We start from the raw sequence: 18881 nt of genomic DNA, 5'->3' as shown, positions 1-18881 counted from the left end.
TTCAGCCCCCCGTCCCCAGGCTCACAGCCAGGCTTCCAGCGCGGCGACGATCCGCTCGGCGGCGCGGCCGTCCCAGAATTCGGGGATGCGGCCCCGCTTGCCCCCGGTGGCCTCGATCTCCGCCACGGCGGCCCGGAGGGCGGCGGGGTCGCTGCCCACCAGGGTGTTGGTGCCTTCGTCGATGGTGACCGGACGCTCGGTATTGTCGCGGATGGTCAGGCAGGGAACGCCCAGCGCCGTGGATTCCTCCTGCAGCCCGCCGGAATCGGTCATGACGAAGCGGGCGCCGGCGGTCAGCCCCAGCATGGCGAGATAGCCGAGCGGGGCCAGCGGCATGACTTCCGGCCCGGCGATCAGCGGCGCCAGCCCCGCCGCCTCGATGCGGGCGCGGGTGCGGGGATGGACGGGAAACACCACCGGCCGGCGGGCGCCCATGTCGCGCACCGCCTCCAGCAGAGGGCGCAGCACCCGGGGATCGTCCACATTGGACGGGCGGTGCAGGGTCAGCACGGCATAGCCGTCGGCCGGCAGGACGTGACCGGCGGCGGCCAGGGTGGCCGCCGGCGCCTCGGCGCGGTCCAGATTGGCCCGCAGGGTGTCGATCATCACGTTGCCGACCAGCCGCACCCGTTCGGCGCCGATGCCTTCGCGCTCCAAATTACCCACCGCCGAGCGCTCGGTGGCGAACAGCAGGTCGGACAGCTGGTCGGTAACCAGACGGTTGAGCTCTTCCGGCATGGCGCGGTCATAGGAGCGCAGTCCCGCCTCCACATGGACGACCTTGACCCGTTCCTTGGCGGCCACCAGAGCGCAGGCCACGGTGGAGTTCACGTCGCCCACCACCAGCACGCAGGCGGGCTTGACCTCGTGCATCACCTGCTCGAAGGCGATCATGATCTCGGCGGTCTGGCGCGCATGGCTGCCCGAGCCGATCTCCAGATTACGGTCGGGACGCGGTATGCCCAGATCCTCGAAGAAGCCGTCGCTCATGGCCGCGTCGTAGTGCTGGCCGGTGTGCAGCAGATAGGGAGTCAGCACCGCCGAATCCCCCAGGGCCCGCATGATCGGGGCGATCTTCATGAAATTGGGCCGCGCGCCGACCACGCAAAGGACGGTGCGGGAAGATTGCGGGACAGCAGACATCGTCAACTCGCTCGAAACCGAAAGAAGCTATAGCCGCAACGACGGACCGACGCCAGCGCTTCCGCCCCGCCAGTCCAGGCGCCAGTCCAGCCGGTTGCCGGCCAAGGGCGCCACCAGAGTCCGCGTCGACTGCATCACGCCGAAGGCAGGCGCGTAGACCCCCTCGACCACGGAGATTGCCGCCCTTCCGGCCGAAAAGCGCAAGACCCGGCCGGCGGCGGTGCGCAGCGCGACTCCGTCGCCCTCAGCCCGCGCCTCCACGCCGGGATCAAGGTGGAACCGGGCCACGGCCACTGCCGCTGGGCCGTCCAGCACATCCTCGCCCGCCAACCCATCCTCGTCCAGCCGCCAGACCCGCCGGTGAACGATGCCTCGGTGGGCGTAGCCGTCGTGGCTGGCCCGCGCCTCCAGGCCGTCAACCTCGAGGCTGACGCGGCGCGGCCGGCGGCCCAGCCGGAACACGCCGAACAGTTCGGCCGAATCCTCCTCACCCACCTGGACGGTGGAATGGGCGGCGGTGCCGCGGAACCACGGCCGCCAGCGCGAATCCTGATAGGCGTAGGTGCCTGAATTGACCACCACCCTCTCGCCGTCCAGGGACATCTCGAACGACAGGCAATCGGCGTGGGCGTGGGCCGGCAGGGAATCGGGACAGCAGCGCCCGCCATCCAGCAGCACCAGGGCCGGGCCGGCGGCAAGCCGGGCATACCCCGCCTGGGGCAGGACCGGCGGCACCGGGCCGGGCGGCAGCAGCGTCTGAAGGACGGCCAGCGTTCCGGCATCGCCCTCGGCTCCGTCGTTGAACAGCGCCAGCCGCCCGTCGCCATGGCGGAAGAAGCGGAAAGCCCCCGCCATGCGGGCGATGGCCCGGTCCAACCAGTCGAGGCGCCGTCCCGACTGGACCAGCAGCCGGGCGATATCCACCAGATCGCACAGCACCTGGACGTGATAGGCCGGCGACAATTCGTAATGGCAGCCGTCATCCAGGACCTGGACGGCGATCTCGGCCCGCAGCCGCGCCAGCCAGTGCTCCAGCCCGGCCGATCGCCCCGGCAGGCACAGGCAAGCCGCCACCAGGGCCTTCAGATTCTTGATCAGGTGGTTGCCGCCCACGTCGTCTTCCGGCACCCGGGCCAGATGGGCGGCCTGGCGGTCCAGGGCGGCGAGGAAGCGCCCGGCGAATCCCGCCTCGGCCCCATCCAGCAGGAAACCCGCATGGGACAGCCAGGCAAACAGGCGCAGCGACAGGGGATAGGGATGCCAGGCCAGGGGATCGGGCACCCCATGGCCCGTCATCCAGTCCTCCACCAGCCGGCGGGCGGTGGCGGCGTCGCCCGCCGCCGCCAGATGGTCCAGCCATTCGAAATAGTGAAGGGTGAAGCGCCACAGATGGCTTTGGCCCTCGGCCCGCCAATCGCCCACGGGATGCTCGACGCCCAGCAGGCGGATGCGCCCGGCGGCGATCAGCGCGGCCTGGGCGGCGTCGCCGGGCCAAGGCGGCGGCGACGGCACCAGCGCCAGGGCGGCGGAAACGGGCCCCGCCGACAGCACCCGCCGTTCCCACCAGCTCGAGGCGAACAGGGGCCGGCGCAGGCGATACCACAGGCGATGGGCCAGCTGGGCGGGCCGCAGATGGCGCCCCCAGCGCCACAGCGGCCCCGGCCTCACGCCGCCTCCTGCTGGTCGGCCCAGGCGTCGAGCACCAGAAGCGACCAGATCTTCAGGCTGTTGTCGCGCAGGCCGCGCCGCTGTTCCTCCACCAGACCGGCCACCACGGCGCCGTCCAGTCCCAACGCCGCCATGCGCCGGGTGGTCAGGCGCTCGGCCACCATGTCGCGCAGGTCGTTCTTCAGCCACAGGCCCATGGGCGGGTTGAAGCCGCGCTTGGGCCGATCGACCATATGGGCGGGCAACAGCCGCCGGGCCACGCCGCGCAGCAGGGTCTTCTTGCCCTGGGCGAACCGCACCGCCGGATCGATGGCGGCCACCGCCTCCACCAGACGGTGGTCGATCAGCGGCAGGCGCAGTTCCAGGGCATGGCGCATGCTCATGGCGTCGCCATAGGACAGCAGATTGCCGGGCAGGAAGGACAGCAGGTCGGTCTGCTGCATGCAATCCAGGGGATCGGCCGAGGGCGATTGCCGGTACAACTCGGCGATGGGCCGCGACGGCGCGGCGTCGAGGCCCAGCAGACGGCGGCGCTCCTCGGGCGAGAAATACTCGACCCAGGACGCGTACATGGCGTCGGCGGGCAGATTGGCCCCGGTCAGGAACTCGCGCGCCCGGCGCAGCGAATGGCGGCCGCCGCTGCTTTCCGGGATCAGGTCGGCCAGCGGCGCCACCACGCCGCGGCGCAGCCAGCCGGGCACCAGGCGGCGATAACGCCCGGCCAGCAGGCCGCCCTGATAGCGGGGATAGCCGGCGAACACCTCGTCGCCGCCGTCACCCACCAGCGCCACGGTGACATGCTCGCGCGCCTTGCGCGACAGGTCATGGATCAGCAGCGCGGTGGGATTGCCGAACGGCTCGCCGAAATGGCGCACCATGTCGGGCAGCAGGGCGGCCAGACCGGATCCGGCGGGCAGTTCGGTATGACGGCTGCCGATCCGGCCGGCGACCTCGGCCGCCGCCTGGCGCTCGTCATAGGCGGCGACGTCGAAGGTCATGGTGAAGGTGCGGATGGGATCGGCCCCGGCCTGGCGCGCCGTCTCGGCCATGATGGCGGCGATCACCGAACTGTCGACGCCGCCCGACAGGAAGCAGCCCAGCGGCACGTCGGACACCATCAGGTCCGACACCACCCGGCGCACCAGGGGGGTCAGTTCCTCCACCGCCTCGTCCACATTGGGCGCACGCCCGCCGCCATAGGCCGGACGCCACCACTCCGCCACCTCGGTAACTCCGTCGCGCCAGCGCAGCAGGTGGCCGGGAGGCAGCTTGCGGATGCCCTGGTGGATGGACAGGGGAGCGGGAACGTAGAGGCAGGCGAGATAGAGATCGAGAGCGGTGTGGTCCAGGCCGGTTCCGACGCCGGGATGGGCCTTCAGCGCCCCGATTTCCGAGGCGAAGGCGATGTCCCCGCCCGCCAGCGGGGCATAGACCAGCGGCTTGATGCCCAGCCGGTCGCGCACCAGCAGCAGCGAACCGCTCGACCGGTCGAGAAAGGCGAAGGCGAACATGCCCACCAGCCGGGACAGCGCCGCCTCGCCGTGACGGATCAGCAGGGCCAGCAGCACCTCGGTGTCGCTGTCGCTGGCGAAGGCCGCGCCCTCGGCCTCGAGCCCGGCGCGCAATTCCCGGTAATTGTAGATCTCGCCGTTGAAGGCCAGAACCCAGCGGCCGCAGGCGCTTTGCATGGGCTGCGCCCCACCGGGGGACAGGTCGATCACCGCCAGCCGGGCATGGGCCAGTCCGAAGGGGCGCTGAGGGTCGACCCACACGCCCTGGCCATCCGGGCCGCGATGGGCCAGCCGCGCCAGCATGGCGCCCAGCACGCCCGAATCGGCCTTGGTGCTGCCGGCGATGCCGCACATGGCCCGCCTCAGCCCGCACGTGTGGAAAAGGAGGAATGCGAAGCGATAATCATCGGCGCGGTATAGCACATTCGGACGGCGGCCGAAGCAAGTTTGCGGCCCTTGCTTGACAGCGCCCCACGACTTCTTCATTCCCATCCCATGCAAACAAAATCCCTTTCCGTGCTGGCCTGGGTTTGGGTAGTGGCCGCGCTGGCGGCCTACATGGCGCAATTCGCCGACTATCTGCGGCCCATCCTGACCCTGCTGGGCCTGTCATGAGCGTCCTCGTCGCGCTGGCGCAACTGGCCGCCTGCCTCGGCCTGGGCGCCCTTATCCTGGCCGCCGCCGGACTCCTGAAGGAATTGCGCAAGGACGAGGCCATCGGCCTGGCCTTCACCTTGGGGATGGGCGCCCTGGGCTGGCTGGTGCAGCCGCTGGGCCTGGCCGGCCTGCTGTCCCCCGTTCCCCTGGCCCTGCTGCTGGCGGCCTGCGCCACCGGCGGGCTTTGCGCCCTTCCGCTGTTTCGCGGTCTGCGCCCGCGCCGCCCCGACGGATGGGTCGAATGGCTGTTGACGCTGCTCACCCTGGCGGTCATCGGCCTCGCCCTGGTCCAGACCTTGGCGCCGCCCACCGATTCCGACACCCTGGCCTACCACTTCGCCCTGCCCCGTCAGTTCCTGGCCGCCGGCCGGATCGAGTTCGTGCCCCGCGCCATCGACGGGGCGGTGCCCTTGCTGCTGCAGATGACCTACGTGCCGGTCCTGGGCCTGGGGGGAGAGCGGGCGCTGACTCTGTGGACCATGCTCTCCGGCCTGATGGGAGGCCTGCTGGTCCTGGCCGCCGCCCGCCGCCATGTGGGCCGGACCTGGGCCTGGGGCGGCGCCTTGCTCTATCTCACCCTGCCGGCCGCGGTATATGGCTGGGTCTCGGGCCAGGTGGAACTGCGCCTGGCCATGTTCACCCTGGCCGCCGCCTGGGCCTGCGCCGAAGCATTGGCCCGCCAGGACTGGCGCTGGGCCATGCTGGCGGGATTGGGCGCCGGACTGTTCGCCGCATCCAAATATACCGGCCTGTTTCTTGGCATCGCCTGCGCCTTGCCCTTCCTGGCCTCCCCGGCCCGCATCCGGCTGGTCGCCGCCTATGGCGCCGCCGCGTTGGTCGCAGCCATGCCCTGGTATGCCTGGAACTGGTGGAACAGCGGCGATCCGGTATTTCCGCTGCTCTATGGATTGTTGAAGGCCTACTACTCTCCCGGCCTATGGTCCGACATCCAGGATGCCGCCTTCCGTTCGGGTTTCTACAAGGCCGAGCAGGCGGTGCCGCAGACGCTGGGCTGGTTCCTGGCCTATCCCTTCCGGGCGACTTTCGACGGCTTTGCCGTTTGGGAATCAGCGCGAACCGGGCTGGGCGTGCTGCCGGTTCTGATGCTGCCCTTCGCCCTGGCCGGCGCATGGGCGCGACGAGGAGGTCCGGGGGCGCGGCGCCTGGGTGTCTTCGCGCTGATCGCCCTGGCCTTCTACGTGCTGTGGTTCTTCATCGGCTCGTCACAGCGCATCCGCCACCTGCTGCCCATCGTGCCGCTGGCCGGCATCGCGCTGCTGGCCGCCGCCCAGCGGGGCACCGAACGTCATGGCCGGGGGGCGCTGCTGGCCGGCCTGGCCGCCGCCCTGATGCTTCAGATGGGCGGGCTGGCGCTTTATTCGCTCAACGCCATGCGCCATGTGCTCAGCGGTGAAAGCCGCCAGGCTTACCTGGAGCGCATGGTCAACGGGGCACACTCGGCCTTTGAATTGAACAAGCTGCTGGGGCCCGACGACCGGGTTTTCCTGGCGGTACGCCAGATGGCCTATCTGCTGACCGTACCCCATCTGATGGGCCACACCATCGATTCGGCCATCATACCGATCACGCCTCAGAATCTGGACCCGGCAAGCTACCGCGCCGCGCTCGAGCGCAATCGCATCACCCATGTCTTCCTGATGGGGCCGCTGGAAATGCCGCCGGGCGTCGGCGGCATCAACACCCTGACGGGAGCGCTGGTCCGGGCCGGTTGCCTGAGCGAAATAATCAGCTTCGAGGAAATATCGCTGGGTTCTCGTACCTTGGGCCTGGATGCGGCCCGAACCGAGGCGCGTTTGCTGCGGGCCGACTGGGCGGCATGCCCCATCTCCACGGACCAGAGCTTGACGCCCCGGAGGATAAAAATTAGCGTCCCCAATGGTTCGTAGATGGCTATGAAGTATACAATCACCGAGTTGCGGCCCTCCGGGGGCGAGTACGAGGCTCAGAGATGACATCCCCCGCCCCGACAACTCGCCTGATCGCCGTACCGGTCCCCACGGACTTTGAAGGTCACCGCGACGTGGCCCTGGCGCCCTGGTGCTTCGCCGGAAATGAAGAGCGCTTTCCCGATTGGGAAAGTCATCCCTTCGTCGATCCCTTTGGCTCGACCGAAGCCCTTGCCGACGTCAACGGCCAGGTCGCCGACCTAGCCGAATCATTAACGGCGGCACTGATCCCCAAACTTAACCGCGACAACGGCGTCAACCGCTCGGATGCTTTCTGGTATTTGCTCGTAACCCGTTGGGCTTTGGAACTCGCGCAAGCCACATACTTTCATTTCCGCTGTGCACAGGCCGTACTGACCAAGTATCCCGAGGCCAGCGTGGCCCTGGTGACAACCGAGCATGTAGATTGGAATTTTCGCTGTACGGCGGATTATTACCGTCGCGGCGTTTGTTCCGTGAGATTTCACGCATGGCTGGCGGGGCTGGCACTTCGCCGCCTGGCGCCGCCAAGCCTGCGCATCATCGAGCATCCCTTGGATCCCGGCCAGCCCTCGGAATACGCCAGACCCGCCGTCAGCGAACTCATCCGCCGCCGTCTTCATGGACGGGCAGCATTTGGCGTTCTGCTTACAGAACATTCACTACGGACGAAAATCGCGAGCGTGATGGCCCACTGCGCCCTTGATCTGTGGCTGCGGATAATTCCACGCAAGCGTGTAATTCATCATGCGACAGCAGACCCGGACGCTGCAAAGAACACCACACTGCCCCCGGCGTTCATTGCGTTATTCAACCATGTCCTGGCCGCGGCACCATTGGCTACCGTTGGTCCAGACTTCGCCCGGTTTCATGCCACGGCGGCCCGGATTCGCCCGCGCCCTGGACGGCTGTCCGTCGTGGCTCCTGGCGTTCATTACGATGAGGAGCACCTGTTCGAACTTGCCGCGAGAATTGATGGTGGCGAGGGATTGGTATACGTTCAGCACGGATCCAATTATGGCGCGTCGAAAGTCTACTCCCTGGCGGAGCGGGTAGAATACCGGCAACATGCTTTTCTCACCTGGGGCTGGACCCGGCACCCCGGTCATCGTGGTCGCCTCGTCCCGGCCCCGACACCGGTGTTGGCCAATTGGATTGGTACTTATCGGCCCGGAGGCAATCGTCTGATCATGGTTGCGAGGGATATTCCCTTCGCCCCTCGACGGATTGACTCCGTGGGAGAGATTTATGCCGAGACCGAGGCCCGACGCGAACGTATGGCGTTCCTCGATGGGCTGCCGGGATCATTGCGCGCATGCATGAGCTATCGTCCCTATCCTGAATCGCCTTCCAGCCTCAAAGACGAATCGCTCGTCAGGAAAACTCATCCGGACGTACACATCTGCGCGTCGGCCGGAGAGATGCTTGCCGAAATGAAGGCGGGCCGTCTGCTAGTGATTGATCATCCGGGTACCACGCTATACATAGCCTTGGCGTCAGGTCTGCCCTTCGTGGGTATCTGGAGCGACCGGGTCTGGCCGATGGCTCCGGATTTCCGGGAAATCTTTGACGAATTGAGAGAACTTCATGTGTTGTTTGAGTCCGGCGCAAGCGCAGCCGCTCACGTAAAAACCTCTTGGGACTCAATGGAATACTGGTGGTCTAGCCATAGGATTCAAGCGGTATTGCAACGTCTAAGGAAACTCAACGGCCAATCATCGCGCTGGTGGCTGCCTATGTGGATGCGAATTTTATTGAAAATTCCGTAGACTCAACCAGTTTACAAAGGTTGAACGCTCAGCCTGGAGCTTGACCCCATGAAAATACTTCTGATCAGTGGTTCTCACCCCCGCCATTTCTTTGTTCACAGGGCCGTCCGCGAGCGCTTTGATGTTGCCGGGGTTATCCTCATGCAGCGGGAGGACTTGCTGCCTGAACCGCCAGCCGGCATAGCCGAGCATGACCGCCTCAATTTCATCCGCCATTTCTCTGACCGCGCAAGGGTCGAGAGCATCGCCTACGCCGACGCCACCGAGTCCGATGTTGTCGAGGGAGTTCCCGTCCACCGCTGCACCCCCCAAACAATCAACGATGCCGCCACGGCCAGCTTCGCCGCGAAAATTAATGCCGATGCCGCTGTGATCCTTGGTCCCGATATCATCAAGACGCCGTTATTCGAAGCGTTACCGCAATTCAAGATGAATATCCACCTGGGGCTGTCGCCTTGGTACCGCGGTTCCGCAACCTTGTTTTGGCCGTTCTACAATCTGGAACCGCAATGTGCGGGAGCAACCTTTCACCTGATCACGCCCGAAGCCGATGGTGGGCCCATCGTGCACCAATGCGTCCCCGAATTGAGAGAAGGTGATGGGATTCATGACGTCGGTGCCCGCACCGTCCAGTCTGCGCGCCGCGACCTGATTCTCCTGCTCGAAAAACTGGAACGTTTCGGCAAATTGGAGCTGGTCGAACAGCGCTGGGCGGGAAAGCTTTATCTGAGCCGCCATTTCCGGCCAGAGCACCTGCGCGTGATCTATGATCTCTTCGATGGGAAAATCGTCGATAAGCATCTCAGCGGCGAGCTCTCGGGGAATGCACCAAAGCTTGTCCAGCCAAACCTTTGATGCCGATACCGGCGCGAGATCTCGCCACACGCCGCCGCGTCATAACCTCGGAACCGTGACCCGGTCCGGTAAGGGAGAAATATGATCAGGGGCGGCTGGCGGCCAGCATACGTTGCAAACGCCGCCGCGCGCGAAAATGCCGGAAATCCAGCCCCCCCTCCAGCGCTAGGCATTGCTTGGCCTGGGAATCGGCCAACCCCACATGCTCGGCCAGTAATCCCATCGCAGGTGTACCGGGGCGGTTAAGGCCGCGCACCCCGCTGCGGCACCAGCGATAGTGCTCCGCGGCAACCGCCAGCACTTCGGCCGAAACATCGTCTATGGTGCCGAAGGGAAAGGCGAACCAGTCGACCGACCTGTCGAGACGGGCGGCGATCCGGGCCCCGCTTTCGACTATCTCGCGGCGCATTTCCTCCACCGCCAGGGATGGAAGGTGGCGATGGGTCAGGGTATGGCCGCCGATGACGTGCCCCTCGGCGGCCAATGTCGCGATCTCGTCCCATTCCAGCAAGGCAGGAACCTCGGCTGGCGACCGCCGCCCCCGGAAGACATTGGCCGCTACCGCCTGCCGACGCGCATCGCCGGTCAGATCGATCAGGCCGGGGCAAACAAACAGCAGGGCGCGACCGCCGTATTCGGCCGCCAGCAATCTTGCCGCGGCGAGATTGGACGAAAAACCATCGTCAAAGCTGACCAGGACCGGCGTGCGGCTGTCCGGACGACCGGCCAGCGTCTTGTCGAAATCGGCGGGATCGACAAAGCCATGATGCCGGGCGATGGTGTCGAGCAACCGCCGATAGGAATCCATCTCTTCTTCCGGAACATCGTGCAGCAGCAGGATGCGGACCCCATCCCGGCCAATGCCGAGAAAGCGGCGACCGGCGAGCAAGGGAGCGAAAACGGCACTGGGAATGCTCATGATAGATTTCCGCGGAAAGGGGGTCAAGGGTGCCTCAAGGATAAGAGGCTGGCAAGGCCGAGGCGCCCACCCTTGACCTTCCAGCCGGGGACACGATACCTTGCGCCACTATTGATTCGGCCTTGATCACACTCCGCCACTCGGTCAGGCGCCGCCCGCAGCCAGAATGGCGCAGCGACAGACCCAAGGACCCTCCATGACCCACGTTCCGACGGTTTCGGTCATCATCCCGGCCCACAATCAGGAAAAGTACATCGGCCGCTGCCTGCGTTCGGCGCTCAACCAGACCATGAACCGGGCCGATTACGAGCTGATCGTGGTCAACGACGCCAGTTCCGACCGGACCGGTTATGCGCTGGATCTGTTCGCCAACGAAATCCACCTGATCACCAATCCGACGCAACTGGGGCTGCCCGGCTCGCTCAATCGCGGCATCCAGGCGGCGCGGGGACGATTCGTGGTTCGCATCGACGCCGACGATTACGTTCACGCCGAATACCTGAACATCCTGTCGCTGCATCTGGCCATGAACTCCAATATCGACGCCGTCGCTTGCGATTACGTCCTGGTAGACGACCACGAGACGGTCCTGGCCCAGATGGACTGCACCCAAGATCCCATCGGCTGCGGCATCATGTTCCGCATCGAGCACCTGATCGATATCGGCCTCTATGACGAGGAATTCCTGTCGCGCGAGGAAGAGGATCTGCGCATCCGCTTCCTCAAGAACTATTCCATCAGCCGTGTGCAGCTGCCGCTGTACCGTTATCGTCGCCATGACGGCAACATGACCAACGACACGAACCGCATGGCCCAGTTCGCCGACGCTCTTCGCGACAAGCACAACACCGAGGAATAACCATGATCAACGCCCCGGCTGTGCCGTGGAGCGGGTGCGGTTCCCGCTATACCGACGATGAAATCGCCTTCATCGTCGAAGCCATGCGGACCGCCGATCCCATGACGCAGGGGCGCTATCAGGACCGTTTCGAGGCCGAGTTCCGGGCATTGACCGGGGCGCGCCACGCCTTCGCGGTGTCCAGCTGCACCGCCGCCCTGGAACTGGCGGCCATCGTGTCGCGTATCGGGCCCGGCGACGAGGTGATTCTGCCCGCCCACACCTTCGCCGCCACCGCCATTCCGTTCGGACGCACCGGCGCCCGTCTGGTGTGGGCCGATATCGAGCCCGACACCTTCGTGGTCTCGGCCAGGACCATTGAGCCGCTCATCACCGAGCATACCAAGGTGATCATCGTCGTCCATCTCTATGGTCTGATGGCCGACATGGACCCGATCATGGAACTGGCCCGCGAGCGCTCGATCCTGGTGGTCGAGGACGCGGCCCAGGCCATCGGCGCCACCTACAAGGGCCGCCAGGCCGGCAGCCTGGGCGATCTCGGCTGTTTCAGCTTCCACACCCACAAGAACCTCACCACCTTGGGCGAGGGCGGCATGCTGACCGTGGCCGATCCCGAACTGGCCAAGCTGGTGCCGGGCCTGCGCCACAACGGCGTCCGCGGATTCGAAGGCGAGCGCGCCAAATACTGGCAGCCGGCCATGTCCAATATCAACTTCGACCTGGACGGGGTGTGGCCCTACAATTTCTGTATCGGCGAGGTGCAATGCGCCGCCGGTATCGTCCAGCTGGCCCGGCTGGAGGCCATGAACGGCAACCGGGCCGAACGCGCCCGGCGCATGACGGCCGCCCTGGGCGGGCGTTCCGACATCGCCTTCCAGCGCATTCCCGACGAGTGCCGGCACGTGCATTACTGCATGCCGGCTCGCATCACCGGCGGCCCGGCGGCCCGCGACGCCTTCATGGAGCGCATGGCCTTTCACCATAAGGTCCGCATGGTGGTGCAGTATTATCCGCTGTACCGCTATCCCATGTTCCAGAAGGCCGGGTTCGGCGACGCACAGTGCCCCGAGACCGACCGTTTCTTTGATTCCATGGTCTCCTTCCCCTTCCACGAATGGATGCCGGAGGATCAGTTCGGCTACATGGTCGAGGCGACGGGCGAGACGCTGGATCACATCGGCACCCGGCAGAGGACATCCTCGCCATGAAGACCATGATCGTCACCACGCCGATCCGGCCGGTACCCACCAATTTCCCCCCCATCGGGGCGCTGTCGATCATCAAGTATCTGCGCAAGCGGGGAATCGACGACGTCGAATTCTATAACATCGACGCCAATCGTCCGGCCTATCAGGCGGCGCTGGAGCACATTGTGGCGGCGGCGCCCGCCGTTCTCGGCATCAGCGCCGTTGTGTCGACCGCCTATGCCTATGTGAAGCGGCTCAGTCTCGACGTGAAGGCCCGCCTGCCCGATTGCCTGATCGTAGTGGGGGGCAATCTGGCCGCCAGCGCGGAAATTCTGCTGAAAAAGACAGGTACTGATCTCTGTGTCCTCGGCGAGGGAGAGGTCGTCTTCCACGATATCGTGTGCCGGGCGGCCGAAACCCGGATCCCGACGGCATTCGTCGATATCACCGGCCTGGCCCTTCTCAAGGACGGCCGAATGGTGAATACGGGCTATCGCGAGCAATTGAACGCTCCCGAGGTCTACGACTTCGACTGGGCGGACCTGGCCGAGGCCAGCGATATCTCCCGCTTCATCTTCCCAGCCTTCAGTCCCGAAGGCAGCCCGATCGGCTGGGCCACAAACGATCCGCGTGCCTACGAGCCCCATCGCCGGGATAAACTGCTGGCCACCCTGTCGGTCGGCAAGGGTTGTGTCGCCAAGTGCACCTTCTGCCATCGCTGGGACAAAGGTATCCGCCACATTCCGGTCGATATCCTGATGGGCCGGCTGGAGGAGCTAATCGCACATTACAATGTCGGCTTCGTGGAAATGCACGTCGAGACCTTCGGCGCCGACAAACGCTGGCTGAAGGAATTTTGCGAACGCATCAAGCCCTATGACCTGCTCTGGTCGGTGGGCGGCATCCGCACCAACACGGTCACGCCCGAAGTGGTGGCGTTGATGAAGGGTGCCGGCTGCGCCCGCATGGTCTGCGGCAACGAAACCGGCAGCGAGACCATGCTGAAGGTCATGGAAAAGAAAGTCGATCTCGCCGACAATTACAATGCGGCCCGCTGGATCGTCGAGGCCGGCCTCGATTCCATCGTCCAACTGGTCTTGGCCATGCCGGGCGAGAGCCCGACCACGGTGGCCGAAACCATTGCTTATTGCCAAGAGGCGATGACCCTGTCGCCCATCCAGAATCCAAACGACCTGTCCATCAATTACGCCCAGGCGCTGCCAGGGACCCCACTCTACGAATACGCCCGGCGTACGGGGCTGATGAAAGCCGATCTGGACGGGGAAGAGGGCTATCTGCTGGCGATTTCAGACCGCGACGCCCACGACGAAACCACCTCCCTCAATTTCACCGACTATCCCAGTCTGGTGACCCGCACCTGGCGCCCACTGATAACGGTGGAAACCAATTACGCCTACGTCCGAAAATACGGATTGAAGCATTATTATCACGTGCTGGCCGCCCATATGGCCGGTCGGCCGACCGCCCCCATCGATAGCGGCTACTTCGCCAATCCGAAGCGCCTGATCGATACCTCGCAGACCACCACCCGCCCCCCCTCGGCCATCAAGCTTGCGCTGCGCGGCCAGTTCGGCCTTGCCATGATCTGGCATCCCGTACTGTTCCACCACCTGCGCCACCTGCTGCCCGTACTGGTTTTCGTCAAAGCATTGCGCGACGGCGGCATCCGCGAAGTGACCCATCTGCTACGGGAATATATCAATTTTTACCTTGGCCGATCCCGGCGACTACCTCAGCCTGCGACATCCCTGCGGAAAGTGGTCGAAGAAATGGGCACCATGCCTGATGACAGCGATGCCATGACCCCCCTGCGCAAAGGGCGCTGAAACTCATCTGGGAGACCCTTCATTGCGTATCACCAAGACTGTCGGCCAGTACCTGTTCGGCCCCGGATCCTTCGACCACCTGGATTCCGTCATCGATGAGCGCCGCACCCCCCAAACCCCGGCGGTGGCGTTCTTTGTCGATCACTATTTCTCCGGCAAACCCCTCCTCGACCGACTGCCCAAGCACGATGGCGATCTGGTGGTCCTGATCGACACCACCGACGAGCCCACCACCGACGGCATCGACACGTTGACCGCCCAGGTGCGCGACGCCCTCGGCCTGCCGGCGGCGGTGGTCGGCATCGGCGGCGGGGCCACCATGGATTCCGCCAAGGCAGTGTCCAATTTGCTCGCCAATCCCGGCAAGGCCGAGGATTTCCAGGGCTGGGATCTGTTGCCGGGGCCGGGGGTGTTCAAGGTGGGCGTCCCCACCCTGTCGGGCACCGGGGCCGAAGGCTCGCGCACCTGCGTGATGATGAACGCGCGCAAGAACCTGAAGCTGGGAATGAACAGCGACCATACCGTGTTCGACCGGCTGGTTCTGGACCCCGATCTGACCACGACGGCGCCGCGCGACCAGTACTTCTATACCGGCATGGACACCTACATCCACAACGTGGAATCCCTGTCGGGGCACTACCGCCACGGCATGGCCGACGCCTTCGCCCGCGAGTCCCTCGGCCTGTGCCGCGAGGTCTTCCTGGGCGGCGACATGCAGTCGGAGACCAACCGCGAGAAGCTGATGATCGCCTCCTATCTCGGCGGTTCAGCCATCGGCAATTCCTATGTGGGGCTGGTCCATCCGTTGTCCGCCGGCCTGTCCATGGTGCTGCACACCCATCACTGCGTCGGCAACTGCATCGTCATGAACGTGATGGACGAGTTCTATCCGGCCGAGACCGAGGAATTCCGCCGCATGGTCGCCGCCCAGGGGGTCAGCATCCCCACCGGCCTGTGCCGCGACCTGCCCGATTCCGATATCGACCGCATGTACGACGCCACCGTCATCCACGCCAAGCCGCTGGCCAATGCGCTGGGCGACGATTTCCTGTCGGTCCTGACCCGTGACAAGGTCGGACAGCTGTTCCGCCGCATGTAGGAGCGCCGCCCATGAATCCGCAGATCCAACTGGGAAGCCACCGCATCGGCCGGGACACCGGGCCCTATGTCATCGCCGAGATCGGGGTCAATCACGAGGGATCGCTCGATACCGCCAGGCGGCTGATCGAACTGGCCCACCAAGGCGGGGCGCATGCCGCCAAGTTCCAGACCTACAAGGCGGAAAAGATCGCCTCGCGCCACAGTCCGGCCTATTGGGACCTGTCCAAGGAACCCACCACCAGCCAGTTCCAATTGTTCAAGAAGCACGACACCTTCGGCGACGCCGAGTACCTGGCCCTGGCCGAGCATTGCCGCAAGGTCGGCATCGACTTCCTCTCCACCCCCTTCGACGCCGAAGCGGTGGATTTCCTCGACCCGCTGATGCCGTTCTTCAAGATCGCCTCGGCCGATCTCACCAATGTGCCCATGCTGCGCCAAATTGCACGCAAGGGTAAGCCGGTGGTGCTGTCCACCGGCGCCTCGACCCTGGGTGAGATCGACATGGCGGTGGAGGAATTGCGCCGGGCCGGCGCCCCCGCCATCTCCCTGCTCCATTGCGTGCTGAACTACCCCACCCCCTACGCCAGCGCCCATATCGGCATGATCGACGGCCTGATGCGGGCCTATCCCGAGCTGGTGATCGGCTATTCCGACCACACCCTGCCCGATCCGGCCATGGCGGTGCTGACCGCCGCCGTGGTCAAGGGGGCGCGGATCATCGAGAAGCACTTCACCCACGACAAGAGTCTGCCCGGCAACGACCATTACCACGCCATGGACGTGGAAGACCTGTCGCGCTTCACCGCCAATCTGGCGCTTCTGGCCCAGGTGGAGGGATCGCATCACAAGGCACCGCTGGACTCGGAAGCGCCGGCCCGGGCCAACGCCCGGCGCTCCATCGTCCTGGCCCGGGCGCTGAGGGCGGGCGAGACCGTCACCGAGGAATCCATCACCTATAAGCGCCCTGCCCATGGCGTCAGCCCGCTGCACTGGGATCAGGTGATCGGCATGACGGCGCGGATCGATCTGGAAGAGGATCACGTGCTGCAATGGACGGATGTTCTCCCTAATAAGGAACTCTAATCGTGACGCCGAAATATCCCCGTTATCAGGATTACGTGATCAGGGATGGCCGCCTGGTTGGCGAGTTCGAGGATATGTACCGAGACTTTGACGATCCCTGGCATCAGGTCGCCGATGAAACCTGGGCGACCGAACGGGCCGTCGGCATTTGCTACCTGCAGCGGCTGCAAACCCGTCTCGGAGCCCGCAAGGTGGTCGAATTGGGGTGCGGTCTCGGCCGTTACAGCGCCAGGATCGCCGGGACCGGACTCCAAACCATCGGACTTGATATTTCCAGCACCGCCGTGGAGCGCGCACGGCGTGAATGCCCAGGACCCGGTTTCGAGGTCGGCCGGCTCTCCGATTACGATCTGCTGCGGACCCTGGCCCCCGACGTCATCGTGATGGCCGAGATCACCTGGTATGTTCTCGACCAATTGGATGATTTCCTTACCTTTCTCCGCACGGACCTTCCCGCCTGTTCCCTGGTTCACCTGCTGACGACCTATGCGCCGGGAAAGCAGGTTTACGGCCGCGACTACTTCACCGATCTTCCCGGCATATTGCAGCGTTTTGGCATGCACTATTTCGAATTCGGTCAGATTTCCCAACCCGATGGTGGCGCCAAGACCTTCTTCGCCGGCACCTGGCACGCCGATAAGCTGGCGGAGTGGTGATTGACCTCCGTCGTCGCCCTGGTCCAGGCCCGCATGGGCTCCACCCGTTTTCCAGGCAAGATGCTGGCGCCGTTTCAGGGCCGTCCGCTTCTGGAATGGGTGCTGACCCGCCTGAGGCGGGCTCGCAGTCTGGACCGGGTGGTGCTGGCCACCAGCCAGTTCGAGCGCGACGACCCGTTGGCGAAGCTGGCCGAAAATCTGGGTGTTGCGGTCTTTCGCGGCAGCGAGTACGACGTGCTCGGCCGGTTCGCCGCCGCCGCCCAGGCCTTCGAGGCCACAACCGTCGTCAGAATCTGCGCCGACAATCCACTGGTGGCACCCGAAGCCTGCGATCTGGCGGTGGATTCATTTCTGCGCGAACGCCCCGACTACGCCTTCAACCACATTCCCCGGCTGGGCAACCAATGGCCGGACGGCCTGGGCGTCGAGGTCCTGGACGCCGGCTTGCTGCGGCGTCAGGCCGAGACCACCGCCGATCCCCGCCACCGCGAGCACGTCACCGCCTGGATCTGGGACCAGCCGGAACGCTGGCGCATCCTGGCGGTGCCATGCCCCGAGGAATGGCGGGACCCGGAGGGACGGGTGCGCCTCGACGTGGACCGGCCCGAGGACCTGGCGGCCCTGGACGCCGCCTTTCCCGGCCTGACACCGGAGAGTGGGATCGACGGCATCCTCGACGGCTGGCGACGGCGAACATTATGAGCGGCCAATACGCTTCGCCACCGCGACGCCCGGCGACGGCGCATCGCCGCTATCTCGTCGAAGCCATGTGCGGGGCGTTGGCTCTGTTCGCCGCCAGCCTGATCGCCTGCGCCTGGGTCGATCCCTATGGCGAACGCGACGATACGCAAATCCACTTCGTCTCGCGTCCGGTAACCATCGCAAAATACCGCCGCATCCTGGGCGAAACGCAACAGACCCTGGTGTTCGGGACATCGCGGTCCCACCAGTTTTCCGATCAGTTCCTGGGGGAATCGGTCCTTAACCTCCATGCCGTGTATGGCCATCCCACGTCGGTGCTTGCCTTCCTCAAGACGTTGAGCGTCAGTCAACGGCGCAACATCAGCAGAATTGTCTACCTGCTCGATCTGCACACCTTCCGGCCCGACGGACCGATTATCGACCGCTATTATGAGTCACCCGCCGACGTATTGCGCTATCACCTGACCAACCTGCGCGGCTATGGCCGCGATTCCATCAACCACCTACGCCTGTTGTGGTCGGGCGCCCATGCAATGCATCTGCATCCGCGCGGATTCCTGGTTCAGGACCGGCCCCTGACATTCGACGGCATCGGGCGCGATACCCCGGATAGTCAGGATTTCGATCCGGCCATCGTCAAGCGCCTGGCAGAGGTGAAGGTCTTTGCCGAAACCAATTCCATCGAAATCCGTTTCATAACCCCGGTATTCAGCGACATTCATCTCCGCCGCCTGGATGCATCGCGTCTCATCGCCCAGCGCCGGACCTTTGCCGCCACCATCGGCTCCTATGCCGAACTCAGCCACTTTCCCGGAATTTCCGACCGTCCCGAACTGTTCCGGGATGAAAGTCATCTCAACGCGGATGGCCTGCACGCCCTGTTCGCCACCTATCCCTGGCCCGAACGGCGGGTCGATGCGGAGACCATGGAGCCGTTGATGCGTGATCTGGCGGGCGCGACCGGGACGGGCGGCTAGA

General features: G+C 65.0%; 15 protein-coding genes. 11 read left to right on the top strand and 4 right to left on the bottom strand.

Annotation, left to right across the window (positions count from 1 at the left end; translation table 11 throughout):
• Window positions 1–21 precede the first annotated feature (21 nt).
• Genes wecB through asnB form a run of 3 tightly spaced genes read right to left on the bottom strand, consistent with a single transcriptional unit; the run spans window position 22 to window position 4676 of the window.
• The gene (gene wecB / locus WV31_RS13460) at window positions 22–1143 is read right to left on the bottom strand and encodes a non-hydrolyzing UDP-N-acetylglucosamine 2-epimerase (protein ID WP_085374049.1); all 1122 of its coding nucleotides are present in this window, start codon (window positions 1141–1143) and stop codon (window positions 22–24) included.
• Between the two features lie 27 nt (window positions 1144–1170).
• Window positions 1171–2811: a heparinase II/III family protein gene (locus tag WV31_RS13455; RefSeq protein ID WP_085374048.1), complete on the bottom strand. Its 1641-nt coding sequence runs from the start codon at window positions 2809–2811 to the stop codon at window positions 1171–1173.
• A complete protein-coding gene (gene asnB / locus WV31_RS13450; protein WP_085374047.1) occupies window positions 2808–4676 on the bottom strand; it encodes an asparagine synthase (glutamine-hydrolyzing) in 1869 nt (622 codons plus the stop codon). The genes WV31_RS13455 and asnB overlap by 4 nt, the downstream gene beginning before the upstream one ends.
• A 257-nt stretch (window positions 4677–4933) precedes the next feature.
• Here asnB and WV31_RS13445 point away from each other — a divergent pair, with 257 nt between their 5' ends.
• The 3 genes from WV31_RS13445 to WV31_RS13435 all read left to right on the top strand — a co-directional run bounded on the left by WV31_RS13445 (window position 4934) and on the right by WV31_RS13435 (window position 9549).
• On the top strand, window positions 4934–6886 hold the full coding sequence (locus WV31_RS13445; protein WP_085374046.1) for an ArnT family glycosyltransferase: 1953 nt from the start codon (window positions 4934–4936) through the stop codon (window positions 6884–6886).
• A 62-nt stretch (window positions 6887–6948) separates the two neighbouring features.
• Complete coding sequence (locus WV31_RS13440; RefSeq protein WP_085374045.1) at window positions 6949–8694, top strand: LIC12162 family transferase; 1746 nt, start codon at window positions 6949–6951, stop codon at window positions 8692–8694.
• A 48-nt stretch (window positions 8695–8742) separates the two neighbouring features.
• Window positions 8743–9549 (top strand): formyltransferase family protein, encoded by an 807-nt coding sequence (locus tag WV31_RS13435; protein ID WP_085374044.1) that lies wholly within the window; start codon window positions 8743–8745, stop codon window positions 9547–9549.
• 85 nt (window positions 9550–9634) lie between these two features.
• Here WV31_RS13435 and WV31_RS13430 read toward each other — a convergent pair whose 3' ends face one another.
• Window positions 9635–10468 carry a polysaccharide deacetylase family protein gene (locus WV31_RS13430; RefSeq protein ID WP_085374043.1) on the bottom strand — a complete coding sequence of 278 codons (834 nt, stop codon included), beginning with the start codon at window positions 10466–10468 and terminating at the stop codon, window positions 9635–9637.
• A 196-nt stretch (window positions 10469–10664) separates the two neighbouring features.
• Between WV31_RS13430 and WV31_RS13425 the strand changes: the two genes are divergently transcribed.
• Genes WV31_RS13425 through WV31_RS13390 form a run of 8 tightly spaced genes read left to right on the top strand, consistent with a single transcriptional unit; the run spans window position 10665 to window position 18880 of the window.
• Window positions 10665–11327, top strand: coding sequence for a glycosyltransferase (locus WV31_RS13425; RefSeq protein ID WP_085374042.1), 663 nt, complete (start codon window positions 10665–10667; stop codon window positions 11325–11327).
• A gap of 2 nt (window positions 11328–11329) precedes the next feature.
• Window positions 11330–12535: a DegT/DnrJ/EryC1/StrS family aminotransferase gene (locus tag WV31_RS13420; protein ID WP_085374041.1), complete on the top strand. Its 1206-nt coding sequence runs from the start codon at window positions 11330–11332 to the stop codon at window positions 12533–12535.
• Entirely contained in the window at window positions 12532–14361 is a 1830-nt protein-coding gene (locus WV31_RS13415) for a B12-binding domain-containing radical SAM protein (RefSeq protein WP_085374040.1), read from the top strand. Before WV31_RS13420 ends, WV31_RS13415 begins: the two co-directional genes overlap by 4 nt.
• Window positions 14362–14383: 22 nt before the next feature.
• A complete protein-coding gene (locus WV31_RS13410; protein WP_085374039.1) occupies window positions 14384–15460 on the top strand; it encodes an iron-containing alcohol dehydrogenase family protein in 1077 nt (358 codons plus the stop codon).
• Window positions 15461–15471: 11 nt separating this feature from the next.
• Window positions 15472–16545 (top strand): N-acetylneuraminate synthase family protein, encoded by a 1074-nt coding sequence (locus tag WV31_RS13405; RefSeq protein ID WP_085374038.1) that lies wholly within the window; start codon window positions 15472–15474, stop codon window positions 16543–16545.
• A gap of 2 nt (window positions 16546–16547) precedes the next feature.
• A complete protein-coding gene (locus WV31_RS13400) occupies window positions 16548–17201 on the top strand; it encodes a class I SAM-dependent methyltransferase (RefSeq protein WP_085374037.1) in 654 nt (217 codons plus the stop codon).
• A complete protein-coding gene (locus WV31_RS22705; protein WP_085374036.1) occupies window positions 17202–17903 on the top strand; it encodes a cytidylyltransferase domain-containing protein in 702 nt (233 codons plus the stop codon).
• Window positions 17900–18880, top strand: coding sequence for a hypothetical protein (locus WV31_RS13390; protein ID WP_145980870.1), 981 nt, complete (start codon window positions 17900–17902; stop codon window positions 18878–18880). The genes WV31_RS22705 and WV31_RS13390 overlap by 4 nt, the downstream gene beginning before the upstream one ends.
• Window position 18881: the final 1 nt, after the last annotated feature.

Origin of the sequence: Magnetospirillum sp. ME-1 (assembly GCF_002105535.1) — a bacterium.
Taxonomy (GTDB): Bacteria; Pseudomonadota; Alphaproteobacteria; order Rhodospirillales; family Magnetospirillaceae; genus Phaeospirillum.
The sequence above is the reverse complement of the archived record's forward strand: the minus strand, read 5'-3'. Positions and strand labels throughout refer to the sequence as shown.

Coding starts and splice junctions, on each gene's coding strand:
- wecB (WP_085374049.1), bottom strand. CDS start 1,143: ATGTCTGCTGTCCCGCAATCTTCCCGCACCGTCCTTTGCGTGGTCGGC.
- asnB (WP_085374047.1), bottom strand. CDS start 4,676: ATGTGCGGCATCGCCGGCAGCACCAAGGCCGATTCGGGCGTGCTGGGC.
- WV31_RS13445 (WP_085374046.1), top strand. CDS start 4,934: ATGAGCGTCCTCGTCGCGCTGGCGCAACTGGCCGCCTGCCTCGGCCTG.
- WV31_RS13440 (WP_085374045.1), top strand. CDS start 6,949: ATGACATCCCCCGCCCCGACAACTCGCCTGATCGCCGTACCGGTCCCC.
- WV31_RS13435 (WP_085374044.1), top strand. CDS start 8,743: ATGAAAATACTTCTGATCAGTGGTTCTCACCCCCGCCATTTCTTTGTT.
- WV31_RS13430 (WP_085374043.1), bottom strand. CDS start 10,468: ATGAGCATTCCCAGTGCCGTTTTCGCTCCCTTGCTCGCCGGTCGCCGC.
- WV31_RS13425 (WP_085374042.1), top strand. CDS start 10,665: ATGACCCACGTTCCGACGGTTTCGGTCATCATCCCGGCCCACAATCAG.
- WV31_RS13420 (WP_085374041.1), top strand. CDS start 11,330: ATGATCAACGCCCCGGCTGTGCCGTGGAGCGGGTGCGGTTCCCGCTAT.
- WV31_RS13415 (WP_085374040.1), top strand. CDS start 12,532: ATGAAGACCATGATCGTCACCACGCCGATCCGGCCGGTACCCACCAAT.
- WV31_RS13405 (WP_085374038.1), top strand. CDS start 15,472: ATGAATCCGCAGATCCAACTGGGAAGCCACCGCATCGGCCGGGACACC.
- WV31_RS13390 (WP_145980870.1), top strand. CDS start 17,900: ATGAGCGGCCAATACGCTTCGCCACCGCGACGCCCGGCGACGGCGCAT.